An 18,622-nucleotide genomic window follows, 5' to 3' on the forward strand; every position below is an offset into this window, starting at 1 on the left:
CGTGTTCGAGTTCACCCTGCCGTCCCTCGGCGCCGACATGGACGAGGGCACCCTGACCGAATGGCGCGTCGCGCCCGGTGACACGGTCGAGCGCGGCCAGGTGATCGCCTCGGTGGACACCGCCAAGGCCGAGGTGGAGGTCGAGATCTGGCGGGACGGGGTCGTCCACCGGTTGGTCGCGGAACCGGGTGTCACGCTGCCGGTCGGCGCGGTGATGGCAACCCTGCTCGAGCCCGGGGAGGACGCTCCGCCCGTCGCCGAGGCCCCGGCGGCCGCGGCCCCGGTGGTGGCCCCCGTCGCCGCGGCCGGCGGCGCCGCCCCCGTCGCCGAGGCGCCGCCGGCGCCCGCTCCGGCCGCCCCGGCCGCGCGGCGGCGGGTCTCGCCGGCCGCCCGCCGGCAGGCCCGGCAGCTGGGCGTGGACCTCGACACCGTGACCGGCACCGGACCCTGGGAGTCGGTGACGATCGAGGACGTCGATCGGGCGGCGGCTCGTGCGGGCGCCGCGCCGGCGCCGGCACGAGCTGCCGCCGCGGCGGCACCGGCCAGGGCCCCGATCGACAAGGCCGCCGAGATGCGCCGCGCCATCGCGTCCGCGATGGGACGTTCCAAGCGGGAGATTCCGCACTACTACCTGTCGGAACAGATCCCGCTCGCGCGGGCCCTCGACTGGCTCACCGAGTACAACGCGCAACGCCCGGTCACCGAGCGCGTCCTGCTTGCGGCGCTGCTGCTCAAGGCGGTCGCCCTGGCCACCCGCCGGTACCCCGAAATGAGCGGATTCTGGACCGACGGCGAGTTCCACCCGGCCCCGGCCGCGCACGTGGGGGTGGCGGTCTCCCTGCGCCAGGGCGGGCTGATCGCCCCGGCGATCCACGACGTCGCCGACCTCGCCCTGCCCCAGCTCATGGCGGCCCTCGCCGACCTCGTCAAGCGCGCCCGGGCGGGCTCGCTGCGCAGCTCGGAGATGTCCGACCCCACCGTCACCGTGACCAACCTGGGGGAGGAAAGCGTGGACTCGGTGTACGGGGTGATCTACCCGCCGCAGGTCGCACTGGTCGGTTTCGGCAAGCCGACCCGGCGCCCGTGGGTGGACGGCGACGCGGTGCGGCCCGTCCCGGTGGTCACCGCGACCCTCGCCGCGGACCACCGGGTCAGCGACGGCCGGCGCGGCGCCCTGTTCCTGGCCGAGATCGCCGAACTGCTCCAGCACCCGGAACGACTGTGAGGTGAGATCGTGACCACCGACGAGACCAATACCGGCGAGACCGCCCGTGCCGACATCCGCGCCGCCGTCGTCGCCGCGATCGCCGACGTCGCCCCCGAGATCGAGGACATCGAACTGGCGGGGGACCGGCCGCTGCGCCAGCAGGTCGACCTCGACTCGATGGACTGGCTGAACGTGCTGATCGGACTGCGTTCGTCGCTCGGGGTGGACATCCCCGAGGCGGACTACGCGCACCTGAGCACCCTCGACGGCCTGGTCGGATACCTGGCGCAGCGCCTCGGGCGGTGAGGTCACACGAGATGACCCGAGAACTGTGCCCGGCCGGTCTCACCGGGTGCATTCTGTGAGAAGAACGACCGACGGGGATGCAGTCGTGGACGGGGACATGGCCGGGAACGATCCACTGTGTGGACGAGTCGGGGAGATCGTCGTGGCGCTGCGCAGGCTGTCCGCCGCGCTCGACGAGGGCGACGAGTTGCCCGAGCTGCTGCACCTGCTCGTCGGCAACGTCGTGAAGATCGTGCCCGAGACCGGCATGGCGGGGGTGACGGTCCTGCGGGGCGGCCGCCCCGAGACGGAGGCCTGCAGCAATCCGCTGCTCTACGAACTCGACCACGCCCAGTACCTCGCCGGCGCCGGTCCGGGCCTCGACGCCGTGCGGACCGGCCAGGTGGTGCGCGCGGACCGCGCCGAGATGCGGCGACGCTGGCCGGCGTTCGCCGAGCGCGCGGAACGGTTCGGGACGGCGAGTTCGCTGGCCGCGCCGCTGCGGATCGACGACGAGACGGCCGGATCGTTCAACCTCTACAGCGAGCACGACCACGGGTTCGATTCTCTGGACGAGACGCTGGTGGAGGTGTTCACGACGGCCGTGGAGACCGCACTGCGGCAGGCCCGTCGCTGTGCCCGGGCCCGGGCGGAGATCACGCAATTCGATCGGGCCCTGCGCTCGCGTCCGACCATCGACCACGCCGTCGGGATCGTCATGGCCGCGCGCGGTCTGACCGCCGAGGAGGCCTTCGCCGTGCTGGTGCGCCAGTCCCAGCACGAGAACGTCAAGCTGCGCGACGTCGCTGCCCGACTGGTCGCCCAGCTCACCCCCGCCGGAACCGACCCGCGGCCGGGGCCGATGACCCGGGACCGGTGACCGTTCCTATCGGCAGCACGCACGGCCCGTCGCCGTCCCACGAAAATCCTCGCGGGCAAGGTTTCACGAACGCCCACGGAGGTATCTCTCCGGCAGCCGCAGCCACTCCGCTCCGGTCACCTGTTCGAACGAAAGGAGCCGGCCATGGCCGAGCACGCAGGACGAACTATGACCCGGACACCGGTGCAGACAGCGGCCCTCGCTGTCGGTGTGGTGTTTCTCCTCGTCGGCATTCTCGGGTTCGTTCCCGGAATCACGACCAACTACGACACCATGACGTTCGCCGGGCACGAGTCCGGGGCGCTGCTGCTCGGGATCTTCGAGGTCTCCATCCTCCACAACATCGTGCATCTGCTCTTCGGTGTGGCAGGCGTCGCGATGGCCCGCACGGTCGGTGCCGCTCGGTCCTACCTCATCGGCGGCGGCATCATCTACCTGGTGCTGTGGCTCTACGGACTGGTGATCGACAAGGACAGCTCGGCGAACTTCGTGCCGGTCAACTCCGCCGACGACTGGCTGCACTTCGTGCTCGGGGCCGCCATGATCGCCCTCGGCTTCCTGCTCACCCGCCGGACCACGACGCACCGCACCGTGCCCGGCACCCGCTGACAGCCACCCACCGACCCCGTCGCCGGTCCTCGCCGCCAGGAGCGAGGACCGGCGACGTTCGTGTGCACCCGCGGATCGTTCCGTCCTGCGGGCACGGCCCAGCCGGGCTCGACCGCACGGCGAGCCCGGCCGAGCCGTGGTCACCTCCGTGGCCCGCTCCTGCGACGCTGGACCACCACGTAGACGACCACCCCGACGAGAATGAGAATGCCCAGAACCTCCATGACCGTCGGATACCCGCAGAACCCGTGACGAAGCAGCGGTCCGGTGCCCGGCGCGCGCCGGCCACCGGCTCCGCCGCGGGGGCAGCCCCACGATCGGTCGCGGAATCGGCGTCGCGCACCCCGGGGCGGGGTCCACAATCTCTCGCATGGACCGCGCGATCGCGCGGGAGACGGGAGCGGCGACGGATGGAATGGGGAAGTGTGCTCGTCGACAGCGTCTGGTGGACGCTGAAGGCGTATGTGATCACAACGGTGGTGTTCGTCGTCGTGGTGGCGCTGCTCGCGCGAACGACCCACTGGGGACGGCAGTGGTGGCGCATCGCGTGGCCCTACTTCGATCCGCGTCGGGGCCTCGGCCCGCTCGGACTCGTGGCCCTGGTTCTGCTGTTCACCGTCTTCGCGGTGCGGATGAACGTGCTGTTCTCGTACTGGTACAACGACTTCTACACCGCGATCCAGGACCTCGACGAGGCCGCGTTCTGGCGGTTCATGCGGGTCTTCGCCGTGCTCGCCACCATCCACGTGGCGCGCAGCCTGGTCGCGTACCTGCTCGGTCAGACCCTCGACATCCACTGGCGCACCCAGTTGAACAACCGGCTCGTCGACACCTGGCTCGACACCGGGGCGTTCTACCGGGACCGGTTCGTGGACAAGCCGGTGGACAACCCCGATCAGCGCATCCAGGTCGACGTCACCGATTTCGTCACCACCACCCGCGTCCTGTCGATGGGGGCGGTCACCGCGGTGCTGTCCATCGTCAGCTTCACCGGCATCCTGTGGGACCTGTCGGGCCCGATCACCGTGTTCGGCACCGAGATCCCCCGCGGAATGGTGTTCCTGGTCTACATCTACGTGCTGGTCACCACCGCGGTGGCGTTCTGGATCGGCCGGCCGCTGATCCGGCTGAACTTCCTCAACGAGAAGCTCGGCGCCACCTACCGCTACGCCCTGGTCCGCGTCCGCGAGTACGGCGAGAACATCGCCTTCTACCGCGGCGAGAACGTCGAGCGGGGTGGCCTGCTGGGCCGATTCGCCGCGGTGATCCGCAACTGGTGGCGCATCGTGTTCCGGATCCTGAAGTTCGACGGCTTCAACCTGACCGTCAACCAGATCGCGGTGATCTTCCCGTTTCTCATCCAGGGGCCGCGGCTGTTCGCCGGTCAGGTCACCCTCGGTGACGTGATGCAGACCGGCAACGCCTTCGGTCAGGTCCACGACTCGCTGTCCTTCTTCCGCGAGTCCTACGACGACTTCGCCGCGTTCCGGGCGACCACCATCCGTCTCAACGGCCTGGTCGACGCCACCGACCAGTCCGCGAAGCTGCCCGTCCTCGTCGCGACCGAGCAGGGTGACACCCTCGACCTGCGCGGTCTCGACGTGCGGACCCCGGCCGGCCGGCCGCTCGTGACCGGCCTCGACATCCACGTGTCCCCCGGCGAGGCGCTGCTCGTCCGCGGCGCGTCCGGCAGCGGCAAGACGACGCTGCTGCGCTCCCTCGCCGGGCTCTGGCCGTACGCCCACGGTCGGATCGCGCGCCCGGACGGCGACGCGCTGTTCCTGTCCCAGGACCCGTATGTGCCGCTCGGGACGCTGCGCGAAGCGCTGTCGTATCCTCGTCCGCCCGTACGGGACGACGCGGAACTCGGCGAGGTGCTCGAACGTGTGCACCTCGGGCACCTGAGGGAACGCCTCGACGACGACACCGACTGGGCGCGCGTGCTGTCCCCCGGGGAGCAGCAGCGCCTCGGGTTCGCGCGGGTGCTGCTGGCCCGGCCGCGGACCGTGTTCCTCGACGAGGCCACCGCCGCCGTCGACGAGGGACTCGAGCACGCGCTCTATCGCACCGTGCGCGAGGCGCTGCCGGACAGCGTCCTCGTCAGCGTCGGGCACCGCAGCACCCTCGACAGCTTCCACGACCGGGTGCTCGAACTGCAGGGGGAGGGTCGCTGGACGGTCACCGAGAGCGTCCGCTGAACTCCACGCGAGGTCACCGGGCGAATCACCCCGAGACGTGTCCACCGCCCGACGGCGGAACTACGCTGAAAGCGCGGTGACCTCGATGCCGGCGACTGCCGGCGGGCATGTCCGAGCGTCGGCACCCGGTGTCCGGTCCCGAGCCGGGACGCTCGTGCGGCAGCCGAGGAGGACACCATGCACCACAGCACTTCCTACCGGCGGCGTCCGCGCGGTTCGGTCGCCACCCTCGTGGCCCTTCCCGGATCCGCCCTGCGGGCCGGCGTGCGGGTGGCGGCCGCCGGTGCCGGCGTCGCCCTCGACACCGCGATCGTCGGCGCCGCCACGGCGGCCGGCGTGGGGGCGGCCCTGCTGCGCGCACCCGTCACCGCCGCCGCGGCCCCCGCCCCCGCGGCCGTTGTCCAGCTCGTCGCGGACGTCGCCCGGGAGGCGGCCGGCGGGCGCCCCGCCCGGCGCTGCGCAGCGAACGGTGCCCGAACGTGGATCGAGGTCCGCGGCCTCGACGGCCCGGACGGGGAGGCGCTCGGCGACCGGGTGCTCGCCGCGATCCGGGACACACCGGGCGTGGCCACAGCCGAACTGCACCGCCCCTGGTGCCGTCTCGTGGTGTCCACGGACCCGGCCGGACCGACGGCCGGCACGCTCCGGCGCGTCGTCGAACACGCCGAAGCGGAGGGCGCCGCAACCGCACCCCGCGGTGTTCCGCACGAGCTGCCGGGCGACGACGTCCTGCTCGTCCGGCGGGGCGTGTCCGCGGCGACCGCCGGCACCGGACTGGCGCTGACCGCGGCGGGGCGCTACCTGCGCCTGCCGCGCCTGCACGGCGGCGCAGCCGCTCCGGTCCTCGTGTCGGACTACCACCCGCGGATCCGCGCTCTCGTCGAGTCCGCGCTCGGCCCCGGCAGGGCCGACCTGCTGCTGGCCGCCGGGACCTCCGTGCTGCACACCCTGACCCTCTCGCCTGCCTCCTCCGCCGTCGAGGCCGCCACCCGGACCGTCCTCGTGGGCGAGACATTGGCGATGCGGCGCGCCTGGCGCGACTTCGAACCGGACCTCGCCCCCCACGCGGCCACGGCCCGCTGCCCGCGCCGGCCGGTCCGTCCCACCGAACCCCCGGCCGGTCCGGTCGAGCGCTACACCGACCGTGCCGGCTGGGCCGGCCTCGCCGGCGCGGCGGCGGCCGGGCTCCTGACCGGCCGACCCACCACCGCCGGTTCCGCGGCGCTCGTCGCCGTCCCCAAGGCCACCCGCACCGCGCGGGAATCCTTCGCCGCCACCCTCGCGCGCGGGCTCGCCGCCCGCGGCGTGCTGACCCTGCGACCGGCCGTGCTGCGCCGCCTCGACCGGGTCGACGCGATCGTCGTCGACCCCCGCGCCCTGTACACCCCCGGGCTCGCGGTGACGCGCCTGAACGGCGTGCCCGACCGCGACCGCAGCGTGGTGTGGGACCGGGCGCGGACGGCGGTCGAACGCGGCGTCCTCACCCCCGGCTGGCACCCCGTCTCCGCCGTGCCGGACGTGCCCGGGCACCTTCCCGCCGACGCGCGGGTGCTGATCGGTCCCGTCCACGACCGCTACGCGTCCGCCGTGCTCGCCGCCGCCCGGCGCGCCGGGATCGTCGTGGTCTCCGTCGAGGACGAGGGGGCGGGCTCCCTGCGGAACGGATTCGATCGCCTCGAACCTCTCGTCGAGTCGATGGACGCCGCACTGCTCGGCATCGTCGAGAGGTTGCAGCGCGGCGGCGGCACCGTCGTGGTCCTCACCGCCGAGGCGGCGCAGGCCCTCGCCCTGGCCGACGTGGGCATCGGTGTCCTGCGCGACGGCAGCCGGCCGCCCTGGCCGGCGGACCTGATGGTCCGCGACCTCACCGGTGCGTGGCGGATCCTGCACGCGCTCCCGGCCGCCCGGACCGCGAGCCGGCGCGGCGTGGAGATCGCCCGCGACGCCTCCGCCCTCGGAGCGCTGCTCATGTTGCCCGGTGTGCCGGGCACCGGTCCGGAATCGGTCACCGCCGGTGCCGCGGCCGGGCTGTGGGCCGGAACGTCGGCGGCCCGCACCGCGCTCGCCGCGCCGCTGCCGCCACCGCGTTCGGCCCACGACTGGCATGCGCTGTCGGTGGCCGAGGTGTGCGCGCTCCTCCCCGCGCCGTCGCCGGACGAGTTGTTCTTGCCCGCGGAGGATTCCGGCTGGCGGGTGCGGACCCGCACGCGGGCGGTGCGGGTGGTGCGGCGGGTCGGCACCCGCCCGGTCGGCTCCGCCGTCGACTTCACCCGTGCGGTACGCACCGAGCTGTCCGACCCGCTGACCCCCGTCCTCGCCACCGGTTCCGCGGCGAGTGCGGTGCTCGGTTCGCCGCTCGACGCCGTGCTCGTGGGATCGGTGTTGCTGCTCAACGCCGCGATCTCGGCCGCCCAGCGCCTGCGTGCCGAGCGACTTCTGAAAAGGCTTCTGGCGGTGCAGGATCCGCCCGCGCGCCGCGTCGCCGGACCACGCGGCGGCAGGCGATACGTCGGAGTCCCCGCGGCCCGGCTGCGTCCCGGGCACGTCGTCGAGGTCCGTCCCGGCGAGGTCGTGCCCGCGGACGGGCGCATCCTCCACGCCGACGGGGTCGAGGTCGACGAGTCGGCACTGACCGGGGAGTCGCTCCCGGTCGTCAAGCAGAGCGACTCGACGCCGGGGGCCCCGCTGGCCGAACGCGCCTGCATGCTCTACGCGGGCACCACCGTGCTCACCGGCACCGCGGTGACGGTCGTGACGGCGGTGGGCGGGGCCACCGAGACCCGTCGCGCCACCGCGATGGCGCCCGCGCGGGTCCGGGAGGTGGGCCTGCAGGCACGGCTGAGCACCCTCACCCGCCGGGCGCTGCCCGTCAGCCTCGGCGGCGGCGTCCTCGTCGCCGCGCTGGGCCTGCTCCGCGGCACCGGGGTCCGCGCGGCGGTGACCAGCGGGGTCGCGGTCACCGTCGCGGCCGTGCCGGAAGGGCTGACGCTCGTGGCCACCCTCGCGCAGGTCGCGTCCGCCCGCCGGCTCACCAAGCGCTCGACCCTCGTGCGGGCGCCCCGCTCGATCGAGGCCCTCAGCCGGGTCGACGTCGTCTGCTTCGACAAGACGGGCACACTCAGCGAGAACCGCCTGCGGGTCGCGGCGGTCGAACCCGCCCCCGGCTTCACCCGGGAGGACGTGCTGGCCTGCGCCGCCCGCACCGGCATTCCGGCAAACGGGGGACCACCCGAGCACGCCACCGACGTCGCGATCGTCGAGTCCGCGCACGCCGCCGCCGTCGCGGACCGGGCCGCCGAACGGACGGCCCACCTGCCGTTCCGGTCCGGCCGGGCCTACGCGGCTGCGATCGCCGGAAACCACCTCGCGGTCAAGGGTGCGCCGGAGATGATGCTCGGCGCCTACGGCGACGACCATCCCGACGTCCGCGAGCGGGTGCACGCCCTGGCCGCCGACGGACTGCGGGTCATCGCCGTGGGACAGCGCGACCTGACCGATGCCGAAACCGCTGGGGCGGCAGACGATCCCGACGCCCTCGCGGAGCTGTCCGGAAACGGGCTGCGGCACGTCGGCCTCATCGGGCTGTCCGACACACCGCGGGCCGACGCGGCCGGACTGCTGCCCGCGCTGCTCGAGCAGGGCGTCGCCGTCCGGCTCGTCACCGGCGACCATCCGGTGACCGCCGTCGCGATCGCCGGCGAACTGGGCCTGCCCGTCACGGCGGATCAGGTGCTCAGCGGTGCCGAATGGGACGGACTCTCGCACACCGAACGGGAACGAGCCGTGGAGGAGCGCCTCGTCTTCGCCCGGATGTCCCCCGAGCACAAGGTGCAGATCGTGCAGGCCCTCGAGCACACCGGACACGTGTGCGCCATGGTCGGTGACGGCGCCAACGACGCCGCCGCGATCCGGGCCGCGAGCGTCGGCATCGGCGTGGCCTCCCGCGGCAGCGACCCCGCGCGCGGCGCGGCCGACGTCGTGCTGCTCGAGGGCCGCGTCGCGGGCCTGCTCGACGCGCTCGACGAGGGCCGTGTGCTGTGGCAGCGGGTCCAGGCCGCCGTGTCGGTCCTGCTCGGCGGCAACGCGGGCGAGGTCGCCTTCGCGCTGCTCGGTAGCCTGATCACCGGCCGCTCGCCGCTCAATGCCCGCCAGCTGCTGCTGGTGAACATGCTCACCGACGCGCTGCCCGCGGCGGCCCTCGCCGTCAGCACCCCCCGCACCGACGGCTCCGGCCCCGCGCCCCGGCCCGACGAGTCCGTGCTGCTGCACGCCATGGCCGCCCGTGGCGCCACGACCGCGGCCGCGGCCACCGCGGCGTGGGCGATGGCCAGAGTCACGGGCTCGAACCCGCGCGCGTCGACCGTGGCGCTCGTCGCGCTCGTCGGCGCTCAGCTCGGGCAGACACTGCTCGAGTCCCGCAGCCCCCTCGTCGTCGCCACCGTCCTCGGCTCGCTCGCCGCCATGGCCGTGCTGATCAGCACGCCGGGGGTCAGCGGGCTGCTGGGCTGCGTGCCGGTCGGTCCGGTCGGATGGACGCAGGCACTCGGGTGCGCTGCGGCGGCCACCGTGGCCGCCGCCGTCGCACCGACCGCCGCGCTCCGGCTGCCGGCGATCGGGGAGGTGGTGACATCGGTGCTCGAGTCCCGGGATGCCGGTGGCGCTTCCGGGAAAACGTCGGCGCCGACCGCTCGGCTCTCGCCGACATCGGGACTACAGTAGGGGCGAGTCCGACCGTCACGGCCGCCGTGCCCCGGGAACGACGGCTCCTCGAGGCGCCGAGCTCTCCGCAGACCCCCGCGCCACCGTCCCGCCGAGACCCCGCGCACGCTGGCGACCGAAAGCAGAGCAGGGACGTGCCATGCAGCTACTGGACACCACCGGCCACCTGGTCACCCGCACCGCGTACGCCACCACCAGCGCCGCGGGAGCCGTCGGCGGCGCCGCTGTCGGCGGGCTCGTCGGCAGCGTGCGCGGTGCGCTCGACGGCGCCCGCTCCGGTGTGAGCAGCGGCTCCGGCTCCACCCCGGCGGCGGCGCTGACCCTCGCGGCGCTCGGGCTCACCGGGCTCGTGGAATGGCCGGTCGTCGTCGCCGTCGGCGGAGGCGCGCTCGCCGTCCGGCTCCTCGCGCCCCGCCCCGGCCCGGTGCGTCCCGGCGCGACCGCCGCCGCCCCCGGGGCGGTCACCGCACCCGCACCGACGGCGCAGCCGGCACGGAAGACTCCCCCCGTGGCGACGAGCTAGTTCGGCCGGTGGTGTCAGTCGTCGACCACGACCACCACGCCGGCGCGCATCAACACGGCGTACAGCTCGCACAGCGGGGGAGTGAGCAGCCGGACCACGGCGCCGACCACCGCATCCGGGCCCACGGCGGCCATCGGGTTCGACATGCCCCCGACGGTAGGGACGTCAGGTGAACCGAAGTTGACGAGCGAGGAAAGAATGGCCGACGAACAGTCCTTCTGGGAATCCCACCGAACGATGGCGCGGCTCGCCCGCGACGCCGAACGCTTCGCCGTGCACCTGCCCCTCGTCGGCCGAGTCGGGATCCCACGGCCCGACCAGCTCGCCTACTTCGCCGGGCTGGCGGCGCTGGTAGCGCTGGATCTGATCGAGTGGCCGGTGGCGGTGGCCATCGCCGCGGGCCAGGTGGTGGTCACCGAGCACAACCACCGCGGTGCCGCGGCCTCGATGCACCGCCCCGGGACGCCGACCGCCGCCGGCGCAGGCACGGCGACGACGTCCGCGGAGGCGACGACCTGACTCGTCACGGGGTGCACACGAGCGTGAATCCCGCGCCGATGCCGCCCCGGGCGTCCAGGTCCTCGATGATCCGGTCGGCCCGCTGGTACACCGCGAAGCGCACGTCGTTCGGCCGGTATCCGACCGCGAGGCCGAGCCACTCGTGGGTGTCGGTGCGGGCCAGCGGGCCGCCGGAGTCGCCCTGCTGCATCACGAGCCACGAGTTGACCGAGTTCGGGTTCACCAGCACGTCGCGGGTGCCGGCGACGTCCAGCGTGTCGACGAGCGGGGCGGGCCCGCACGCGATCCCGGTCGTGTGCCCGGCCGCGCAGTGCCTGCCGATGTCCTGGTCGCCGTCCGGCAGCGAGCCGATCGACTCGAGCACCACGACCTCGCCGTCGGCGTCCGGCGCCGAGGTGTTCGAGCCGCGTACCCTCGTCTCGTCGAGCTGGAGCACCGCATAGTCCGGCACCGCGTCGGTCGGTATTCCGAGCCAGTCCACCGACCCGGAGCTGTGGACGGAGGTCTCGGTGCCGACAGGCCCGCGGCTCTGCTCGCCGGCCTTCCACACGGCGGCCGAGCCGGTCTGCCGGCAGTGGCCGGCGGTGATGGCGACGAGCCGCCCTGCGCGGTCGTGGCCGACCGCGGCGACCGAGCACCAACCCGGCGCGGGATCGGCGGCGGTGAAGGTGATGCCGTCGCCCGGGCGCAGCACGATCCGATCGTCCGGCACGTGCGCGGCCGCACTCGGAGCCGGGGCGAGCAGCGCAGCCGCGCAGGCCGCCACGACGGGAAGGGCGCGTCCCATGCCTTCTCCGATCTCGATCCGCGTTCCGCAGGGCCCGGGAACGGTCGGCGGTGGCCCCGACCGGAACACCGGCCGGCGCAACCGAAATCGGCACCTTACCAGCGGTCCCGGACGTCGGCGCGGCGCACCGGTCGAGAGGGCGACGGGGCGGGGGCCCGCGGGTCGCTCGGGGCGCCGCTCCGATGAGGCGGCGCACTGTGGGTGCCCCCGGTCAGACTCGAACTGACACTGTACGGGTTTTGAATCCGTTTCCTCTGCCAATTGGGATACGGGGGCGTCGTGCGGAGACCACTGTAGAAGATCGGTAACTGCCGTCGACCACCGGTACCCTTCTAACGTTCCACCCCCTCCGCGGGGGCCGCCCGAGCGACAGGAGATGGCCGACGATGACAGCCGCCCCGCACGAGAATCCCGCTCAGCCGCGGCGCGTCGTAGTGGCCGAGGACGAGGCGCTGATCAGGCTCGATCTGGTGGAGATGCTCCGCGAGGAAGGCTACGAGGTCGTCGGTGAGGCCGGCGACGGGCAGCGGGCGGTCGAGCTGGCGGAGGAGCTGAAGCCCGACCTGGTCATCATGGACGTGAAGATGCCCCGGCGCGACGGCATCGACGCCGCCTCGGAGATCGCCGCCCGCCGCATCGCGCCTGTGGTCATCCTCACGGCGTTCAGTCAGCGCGAACTTGTCGAACGTGCCCGGGACGCCGGCGCCATGGCGTATCTCGTCAAGCCGTTCTCCAAGTCCGATCTCGTTCCGGCCATCGAAGTGGCGGCGAGCCGGTTCGCGGAGATCCGTGAACTCGAGCGCGAGGTGGCGGGGCTGACCGAGCGGTTCGAGACCCGCAAGCTCGTCGACCGAGCCAAGGGCCTGCTCATGGACAAGCATGCGATGACGGAGCCGGAGGCGTTCCGCTGGATCCAGCGGGCGGCAATGGATCGGCGCACCACGATGAAGCACGTCGCCGAGGTGGTCATCGAGACGCTGGGTGGTGCCGCGGCGGGATGACGGAGCTCCCCGTCACACCGGCGTTAATTCTTCGATAACGGTCGCGTCACAAGGATTTCGCCCGGGTTCACGGACGGCGCGGGACGGATAGGTTTCTGGCCACGTCCCGGTGACGCATCCGGGACGGTGTGCATGCCGATCGAAGGAGAGTTGGATGGCCAGACGGACCTTCGTCCGCGCCGCTGCGGTGTTCGGAGCAGCGTCTCTCGCCCTCGCGGGTTGTAGCTCGGACAGCGACGATTCCGCCGCGGGCGGTTCCGGTGACAGCGCGGCGTCCGCGACGACCGTGACCACCGACTGCGAACCCGCGCAGGCGACCGCCGGTGCCACGCCGGTGACGACCCCGCTGAAGATCGGCACCCTGCTTCCCGAGACCGGCAGCCTCGCCTTCCTCGGGCCCCCGGAGGTGGCGGCGGTGCGGCTCGCGGTGGACGACGTGAACGCCGCCGGCGGTGTGCTGAGCCAGCCGGTGGAGCTGATCACCGGCGACTCGGGCGACACCACGACCGACACCGCGAACTCCACGGTGGACCGGGAACTCGCGGCGGGAACGCAGGTGATCGTGGGGGCGGCCTCGTCGTCGGTGTCGCTGAAGGTGCTCGACAAGATCGCCAGCGCCGGGGTGGTGATGTTCTCGCCGGCGAACACCTCCGACCAGTTCGTCTGCTATCCCGACAAGGGGCTGTACTTCCGCACCGCCCCCACCGACGTGCTGCAGGCGCAGGCCCTGGCGCAGCTGATCTCGGACGACGGTGCCCAGCGGGTGTCGATCATCGCGCTCAACGACCCGTACGGCACCGGCCTGGCCACCAACACCCAGAACAACCTCGTCGAGGCCGGCGTGCCGGAGGACCAGGTCCAGAAGATCATCTACGACCCCAACGCGCAGTCGTTCAACGCCGAGGTCGACCAGATCAAGAACTTCGGCCCCGACGCCGTGGCGATCATCGGGTTCGAGGAGTCCGCGAAGATCCTCACCCGCATGCACGAGGTGGGTATCGGGCCGTCCGACGGCATGCTCGTCTACGGCGTGGACGGAAACATGGGCAACGCCCTCGGTGAGGCCGTCGCGCCCGGGCTGGTCGACACGATGCGCGGCACCACTCCGCTCACGGACGTCGGCCCGGACTTCCAGAATCGGCTCAAGGCCATCGATCCCGCGCTGATCGACTTCAACTATGCCGGCGAATCGTACGACGCCGTGGTGATCTCGGCGCTCGCCGCGGAACAGGCCGGCTCCACCGCCGGGGTGGACATCGCCGCGAACATCAACAGCGTCACCAAGGACGGCACGACGTGCACCAGCTACCAGCAGTGCCTGGATCTGCTGCGCGGGGGCCAGGACATCGACTACGACGGTGTCACCGGCCGGCTCAACTTCACCGACGCCGGCGAGCCCGGCATCGGGTCCTACGGGCACCTGGTGTTCGGGCCGGACAACAGGCTCACCACCGAGGACTACATCGTGGTCGGTGAGTAGCGAGGGCCCCGCGGACGGGGCCGGGAACCGATCGGTTCCCGGCCCCGTCCGTCGGCCACCCGTCAGCTGCGCTTCTTCTCCTGGCTGCCCGCGAGCGTCCCGAGGTACAGCTCGACGACCTTCGGGTCGTGCATGAGATTCGGCCCGGTGTCGGTGTACGCGTTGCGGCCCTGGTCGAGCACGTAGCCGCGGTCGCAGATCTGCAGGCACCGTCGCGCGTTCTGCTCGACCATGATGATCGACACCCCCGCGGCGTTGATCTTCTTGCAGCGGATGAACACCTCGTCCTGGAACATCGGCGACAGGCCCGCCGACGGCTCGTCGAGCAGCAGCACGGACGGATCCATCATCAGCGCCCGGCCCATCGCCACCATCTGCCGCTCACCACCGGACAGGGCACCGGCCTTGACCTTGCGGCGCTCACCGAGGAGCGGGAACAGCTCCGCGACGAACGCGAAACGTTCCTCGAACTTCTTGGGCCGCAAGTAGATTCCCATCTCGAGGTTCTCCTCGATGGTCAGTGACGGGAACACGTTACGGGTCTGCGGCACGTAGCCGAGACCCTTGCGCACCAGTACGTGCGCGGGCGCGGCGGTGATGTCGTCGCCGCGCAGCGTCACCGTGCCGCGGCGCACCGGGATCAACCCGAACAGCGCCTTGAGCAGGGTCGACTTGCCGGCGCCGTTGGGTCCGATGATGCCGACGATCTCGCCGTCGCGGAGGAAGAAGTTGCAGCCGCGCAGGATGTCGACACCGGGGAAGTACCCGGCGACGATGTCGTCGGCGCGCACCAGCGCCCCCTCGGCGAGACGGGCGTGCTCCTCGGGAGTGGCCGCGCGCTCGGCCGCGGTCATCTGCGCCGGGCTGGGGGAGGGCGTCTCGCTCACGGCTTCTCCTGCGTCGGAGGCTCGGTACCGGTCTCGGGCTGCCCGGCCGCGCCGGGCATGTCGGCGAGGACGGTGGCGCTCGGTTCGGACAGGTCGCCGCCGGACTCGAGGGTGTGGGCCTCGGCCTCCTCGATCGCCACGGCGAGCGCGGCCGTGGCGCCGACGGGGTTGCCCTCGTCGTCGAACTCGAGCGCCTGGTCGTGGTGGCTGCCCAGGTAGGCGTCGACGACGGCCGGACTCGAGGACAGCTGGTCCGGCGGGGCCTCGGCGATCACCGAGCCCTGGGCCATCACCACCACCCAGTCGGAGATGTCGCGGATGACGTCCATGTCGTGTTCGACGAACACCACGGTCATCCCGTCGTCGCGCAGGGCCTTTATGTGCCCGAGGAGGCTCTGCGTCAGCGCGGGATTGACCCCGGCCATCGGCTCGTCGAGCATCACCACCGTCGGCTCGGTCATCAGGGCCCGCGCCATCTCGAGGAGCTTGCGCTGCCCGCCGGACAGGGAGCCGGCCAGGTCGTCGGCCTTCGCGTCCAGGGCGAACCGCGCCAGCAGTTCGCGAGCCCGCTCGGTGACGGCGCGTTCCTGCCGGTGCCACATCCACGGCAGCAGCGCACCGAGCATCCGTTCCCCGCGCTGGCCCGTCGCGCCGAGCCGCACGTTGTCGAGCACCGTCATCTTCGACAGCGCCTTGGTCAGCTGGAACGTCCGCACGATCCCGCGGCGCGCCAGTTGGTGCGGGTGCAGGCCGCCGAGCGGCATCCCGTCCATGCTCCAGGTCCCCGTGTCGGGGCGGTCGAAGCCGGTGAGCAGATTGAACAGCGTGGTCTTGCCGGCGCCGTTCGGCCCGATCAGCCCGGTGATGCACCCCCGCTGAATCTCGAGGTGCGCCACGTCGACCGCTCTGAGGCCGCCGAAGGTGCGGGAGAGCCCGTCCACCACGAGGATCGGATCCGGTTTGTCCGCGCCGGGCTCGCGTGCCACGGAGTCGAACAGCGCGGAGCGCTGCGCCGCGGAGAGGGTCGCGTCAGGCATCGAGCTGCACCTCCCGCTTGTTGCCGAGGATGCCCTGGGGCCGGAACACCATCATGACTGCGATGAGCACACCGAGGAGGATGTAGCGCATCGCCCCGACCTGTTGCTCGGACAGGGCCAGCAGCGGGTCCGGGCCCGAGATGGACTGGCGTAGCAGGGCATCGGGAACGGTGAGCAGGAACCAGAACAGCATCGCGCCGAGCACGGGACCGAACACGGTGGCGGCGCCACCGAGGATCAGGGCGCCGAAGGCGAAGAACGTCTGCGCGGTGGAGTAGAAGTCGGGGTTGATCGACTTGGTCTGCAGCGCGTTGAAGACGCCGCCGAGCCCGCCGATCATGCCGCCGAGCACCAGCGCCTGCATCTTGTACACGAACACGTTCTTGCCGAGCGATCGGGCGGCGTCCTCGTCCTCGCGGACGGCCTTGAGGACCCGGCCCCACGGGCTGTGGCTGAGCAGATACACCAGCCCGCACAGCATCAGCACCAGGGTCCAGCCCACGACCATCGCCCACAGGTCGTCGCCGTAGAACCGCATCCCGAGCAGCGAGTACTGCCGCCCGGAGTCGAACGGGCTGAGCTGCGTGAACGGCCCGGCGAACCCGAACAGGCCGTTGGTCGAGCCGGTCACCGGATCCGAGGCGGTGGACCGGAACACCAGCCGCAGGATCTCGGAGGCGGCGATGGTGACGATGGCGAGGTAGTCGGCGCGCAGCCGCAGCGTGGGGATGCCCAGCACCAGGGCCAGCAGGGCCGAGGCGGCCAGGCCCACGAGGATGCCGAGCCACAGCGGCTGGTCGTAGGTGACGGTCATGATCCCGACGCCGTACCCGCCGAGCAGGGCGAACCCGATCTGGCCGAAGTTGAGCAGTCCGGCGTACCCGAAGTGCAGGTTCAGCCCGATGGCCAGCAGCGCGTAGAAGATCGCCGACGGCCCGATCAACTGGGCGAAGGAAACCTGAAGAACGGCAGCGATGTCCACGGCGGTCACCCGACCCTTGCCCGGCTGCCCAGGATGCCCTGGGGCCGGACGACGAGGATGAGGATCAGCACGAGCAGGCCGCCGATGTACTTCAGGTCGGGGTTGATGACCAGCGTCGACAACTGCACCAGCAGGCCCACGATGACGCAGCCGAGCAACGCCCCGTACGCGGTGCCGAGGCCGCCGAGGGTGATCCCGGCGAACATCAGCAGCAGCAGCTTGAAGCCCATCTCCCACTGCACGCGGCCCCCGAGCTCGGACAGGCCGAAGAGCACGCCGCCCAGGGCGGCCAGCCCACCGCCGAGGGCCCACACGAACCGGACGACGCGTTCGACGTCGATGCCGGAGGCGGCCGCCAGATCCCGGTTGTCGGCCACCGCCCGCATCGCCTTGCCGATGCGGGTGCGCTGGATGAGCAGGGCCACCCCGACCAGCACGACCAGGCTGACCACGATGCAGGCCAGGTTCACCGGGGTGATCGCGATCGGACCCCATTCCAGCTGGCGCTGGCCCTGATAGTCGGCGAACGCCTCGGCCCGGTCGGAGAACAGCGCGAGGATCAGGTAGCGCAGCGAGATCGCCAGGCCGATGGACACGACCAGCTGTGCGATGAGGCCGGTGCGCCGGCGCCGCAGGGGCGCCCAGATCAGCCCGTTGTTGAGCAGGCCGATGACGATGCCCACCACGATCGCGAGCAGCGTCGCGGGGATCAACTGGATACCCAGGCTGACGTTGAAGATCCACGCGGCCACCGCGCCGAGGGTCACGAGCTCGCCGTGCGCGAAGTTCGTCAGGCCGGTGGTTCCGAAGATCAGGCTCAGCCCGACCCCGGCGATCGCGATCACGAGGCCGAACCGCAGTCCGTCGACGACGGTGCGGATCAGCGTCTCCCACCCCGAGGTGGCGAACCCGGACCGCGACTCGCCGAACGAGAAGATGACCGTGTTCGCCCGGCCGGCGGCGACGTCGCGCTGCACGGCGGCCTGCACGCTCACCCCCTCGGGAAGGGACTGCTCGTCCACCTCGAACGTGTAGGTGCCGGGGGGTACGGTCATCTGCCAGCGCCCGTCGGGCGCCGAGGTGGCCCGGGCGACCTCGGCGCCCGCGGCGTCGCGGGCCCGGACCGTGACCCCGCCGAGGCGCTGCCCGGCGTTGTTGAGACTGCCGCTGACCCGCACCTCCTCGCTCGGCTGCGGCGCGGTGGTGGTCGGCGCCGGGGGTGGGGTGGGTTCCTGCGCGGAGGCCGCCCCGGCTCCGACACCGGCGAGCGCGAGTGCGACGAGCAGGAGCAGGAGCGTCGGGGCGAGCCGAGGTATCGGTGGTCGCCCCCGGAGCGGCACGGATGGGGCCACGCAGGTCCTCCGGATCACGTCGGGTCGTCGAGCGCGGCGCCGGGGGACCGGCGTCGTGGAACCGGACTTTAGCGGCTGCAACCGCTTTCCACGGGGCTCTGCGATTTCCGCCGCGTATCTGTTCTGTTTCGGGTGCCGCGCCGAGCGCACGGTCGC

General features: G+C 72.4%; 16 protein-coding genes and 1 tRNA gene. 10 read left to right on the forward strand and 7 right to left on the reverse strand.

The window, feature by feature from the left end; genetic code table 11:
- Position 1: 1 nt before the first annotated feature.
- The 7 genes from OCS65_RS14200 (at position 2) to OCS65_RS14230 (ending at position 10,421) form a co-directional block, all read left to right on the forward strand.
- Positions 2-1,225 carry a dihydrolipoamide acetyltransferase family protein gene (locus OCS65_RS14200; protein ID WP_263507168.1) on the forward strand — a complete coding sequence of 408 codons (1,224 nt, stop codon included), beginning with the start codon at positions 2-4 and terminating at the stop codon, positions 1,223-1,225.
- A gap of 9 nt (positions 1,226-1,234) precedes the next feature.
- Positions 1,235-1,513: an acyl carrier protein gene (locus tag OCS65_RS14205; protein ID WP_006946663.1), complete on the forward strand. Its 279-nt coding sequence runs from the start codon at positions 1,235-1,237 to the stop codon at positions 1,511-1,513.
- Between the two features lie 85 nt (positions 1,514-1,598).
- Entirely contained in the window at positions 1,599-2,372 is a 774-nt protein-coding gene (locus OCS65_RS14210) for a GAF and ANTAR domain-containing protein (RefSeq protein WP_263507169.1), read from the forward strand.
- Positions 2,373-2,540: 168 nt separating this feature from the next.
- Complete coding sequence (locus OCS65_RS14215; protein WP_037200930.1) at positions 2,541-2,981, forward strand: DUF4383 domain-containing protein; 441 nt, start codon at positions 2,541-2,543, stop codon at positions 2,979-2,981.
- A 410-nt stretch (positions 2,982-3,391) separates the two neighbouring features.
- Entirely contained in the window at positions 3,392-5,179 is a 1,788-nt protein-coding gene (locus OCS65_RS14220; RefSeq protein ID WP_263507170.1) for an ABC transporter ATP-binding protein/permease, read from the forward strand.
- Between the two features lie 177 nt (positions 5,180-5,356).
- Positions 5,357-9,898 (forward strand): cation-translocating P-type ATPase, encoded by a 4,542-nt coding sequence (locus OCS65_RS14225; RefSeq protein ID WP_263507171.1) that lies wholly within the window; start codon positions 5,357-5,359, stop codon positions 9,896-9,898.
- Between the two features lie 139 nt (positions 9,899-10,037).
- Positions 10,038-10,421 carry a hypothetical protein gene (locus tag OCS65_RS14230; RefSeq protein WP_006941117.1) on the forward strand — a complete coding sequence of 128 codons (384 nt, stop codon included), beginning with the start codon at positions 10,038-10,040 and terminating at the stop codon, positions 10,419-10,421.
- Between the two features lie 14 nt (positions 10,422-10,435).
- Here OCS65_RS14230 and OCS65_RS14235 read toward each other — a convergent pair whose 3' ends face one another.
- Positions 10,436-10,567, reverse strand: a complete 132-nt coding sequence (locus tag OCS65_RS14235; protein WP_256997108.1) for a hypothetical protein — start codon at positions 10,565-10,567, stop codon at positions 10,436-10,438.
- 52 nt (positions 10,568-10,619) lie between these two features.
- Between OCS65_RS14235 and OCS65_RS14240 the strand changes: the two genes are divergently transcribed.
- Positions 10,620-10,940: a hypothetical protein gene (locus tag OCS65_RS14240; protein WP_006941121.1), complete on the forward strand. Its 321-nt coding sequence runs from the start codon at positions 10,620-10,622 to the stop codon at positions 10,938-10,940.
- Positions 10,941-10,944: 4 nt separating this feature from the next.
- Here OCS65_RS14240 and OCS65_RS14245 read toward each other — a convergent pair whose 3' ends face one another.
- Together OCS65_RS14245 and OCS65_RS14250 are read right to left on the reverse strand one after the other, a co-directional pair.
- Positions 10,945-11,727 (reverse strand): S1 family peptidase, encoded by a 783-nt coding sequence (locus tag OCS65_RS14245; protein ID WP_263507172.1) that lies wholly within the window; start codon positions 11,725-11,727, stop codon positions 10,945-10,947.
- 202 nt (positions 11,728-11,929) lie between these two features.
- A tRNA-Leu gene (locus OCS65_RS14250) sits at positions 11,930-12,003 on the reverse strand.
- 110 nt (positions 12,004-12,113) lie between these two features.
- Between OCS65_RS14250 and OCS65_RS14255 the strand changes: the two genes are divergently transcribed.
- Together OCS65_RS14255 and OCS65_RS14260 are read left to right on the forward strand one after the other, a co-directional pair.
- Positions 12,114-12,728, forward strand: a complete 615-nt coding sequence (locus tag OCS65_RS14255; RefSeq protein ID WP_006941125.1) for an ANTAR domain-containing response regulator — start codon at positions 12,114-12,116, stop codon at positions 12,726-12,728.
- Between the two features lie 154 nt (positions 12,729-12,882).
- The gene (locus tag OCS65_RS14260) at positions 12,883-14,208 is read left to right on the forward strand and encodes an ABC transporter substrate-binding protein (RefSeq protein WP_029544011.1); all 1,326 of its coding nucleotides are present in this window, start codon (positions 12,883-12,885) and stop codon (positions 14,206-14,208) included.
- Positions 14,209-14,270: 62 nt separating this feature from the next.
- On the opposite strand, the gene OCS65_RS14265 is transcribed toward OCS65_RS14260, so the two are convergent.
- The 4 genes from OCS65_RS14265 to OCS65_RS14280 are packed head-to-tail and all read right to left on the reverse strand — an operon-like array spanning position 14,271 to position 18,406.
- On the reverse strand, positions 14,271-15,062 hold the full coding sequence (locus OCS65_RS14265; RefSeq protein WP_037201731.1) for an ABC transporter ATP-binding protein: 792 nt from the start codon (positions 15,060-15,062) through the stop codon (positions 14,271-14,273).
- A gap of 29 nt (positions 15,063-15,091) precedes the next feature.
- Entirely contained in the window at positions 15,092-16,132 is a 1,041-nt protein-coding gene (locus OCS65_RS14270) for an ABC transporter ATP-binding protein (RefSeq protein WP_050035318.1), read from the reverse strand.
- Positions 16,125-17,114: a branched-chain amino acid ABC transporter permease gene (locus tag OCS65_RS14275; protein WP_006941132.1), complete on the reverse strand. Its 990-nt coding sequence runs from the start codon at positions 17,112-17,114 to the stop codon at positions 16,125-16,127. Before OCS65_RS14275 ends, OCS65_RS14270 begins: the two co-directional genes overlap by 8 nt.
- A gap of 5 nt (positions 17,115-17,119) precedes the next feature.
- Positions 17,120-18,406, reverse strand: a complete 1,287-nt coding sequence (locus OCS65_RS14280) for a branched-chain amino acid ABC transporter permease (RefSeq protein ID WP_206530975.1) — start codon at positions 18,404-18,406, stop codon at positions 17,120-17,122.
- Positions 18,407-18,622 lie beyond the last annotated feature (216 nt).

The sequence above is a fragment of the Rhodococcus aetherivorans genome (genome assembly GCF_025722975.1).
GTDB lineage: Bacteria > Actinomycetota > Actinomycetes > Mycobacteriales > Mycobacteriaceae > Rhodococcus > Rhodococcus aetherivorans.

Bases quoted from the DNA above. Each gene is read 5' to 3' on its own strand.
- OCS65_RS14215 (WP_037200930.1), top strand. From the start codon at position 2,541: ATGACCCGGACACCGGTGCAGACAGCGGCCCTCGCTGTCGGTGTGGTG.
- OCS65_RS14220 (WP_263507170.1), top strand. From the start codon at position 3,392: ATGGAATGGGGAAGTGTGCTCGTCGACAGCGTCTGGTGGACGCTGAAG.
- OCS65_RS14225 (WP_263507171.1), top strand. From the start codon at position 5,357: ATGCACCACAGCACTTCCTACCGGCGGCGTCCGCGCGGTTCGGTCGCC.
- OCS65_RS14230 (WP_006941117.1), top strand. From the start codon at position 10,038: ATGCAGCTACTGGACACCACCGGCCACCTGGTCACCCGCACCGCGTAC.
- OCS65_RS14235 (WP_256997108.1), bottom strand. From the start codon at position 10,567: ATGTCGAACCCGATGGCCGCCGTGGGCCCGGATGCGGTGGTCGGCGCC.
- OCS65_RS14240 (WP_006941121.1), top strand. From the start codon at position 10,620: ATGGCCGACGAACAGTCCTTCTGGGAATCCCACCGAACGATGGCGCGG.
- OCS65_RS14245 (WP_263507172.1), bottom strand. From the start codon at position 11,727: ATGGGACGCGCCCTTCCCGTCGTGGCGGCCTGCGCGGCTGCGCTGCTC.
- OCS65_RS14255 (WP_006941125.1), top strand. From the start codon at position 12,114: ATGACAGCCGCCCCGCACGAGAATCCCGCTCAGCCGCGGCGCGTCGTA.
- OCS65_RS14260 (WP_029544011.1), top strand. From the start codon at position 12,883: ATGGCCAGACGGACCTTCGTCCGCGCCGCTGCGGTGTTCGGAGCAGCG.
- OCS65_RS14265 (WP_037201731.1), bottom strand. From the start codon at position 15,062: ATGACCGCGGCCGAGCGCGCGGCCACTCCCGAGGAGCACGCCCGTCTC.
- OCS65_RS14270 (WP_050035318.1), bottom strand. From the start codon at position 16,132: ATGCCTGACGCGACCCTCTCCGCGGCGCAGCGCTCCGCGCTGTTCGAC.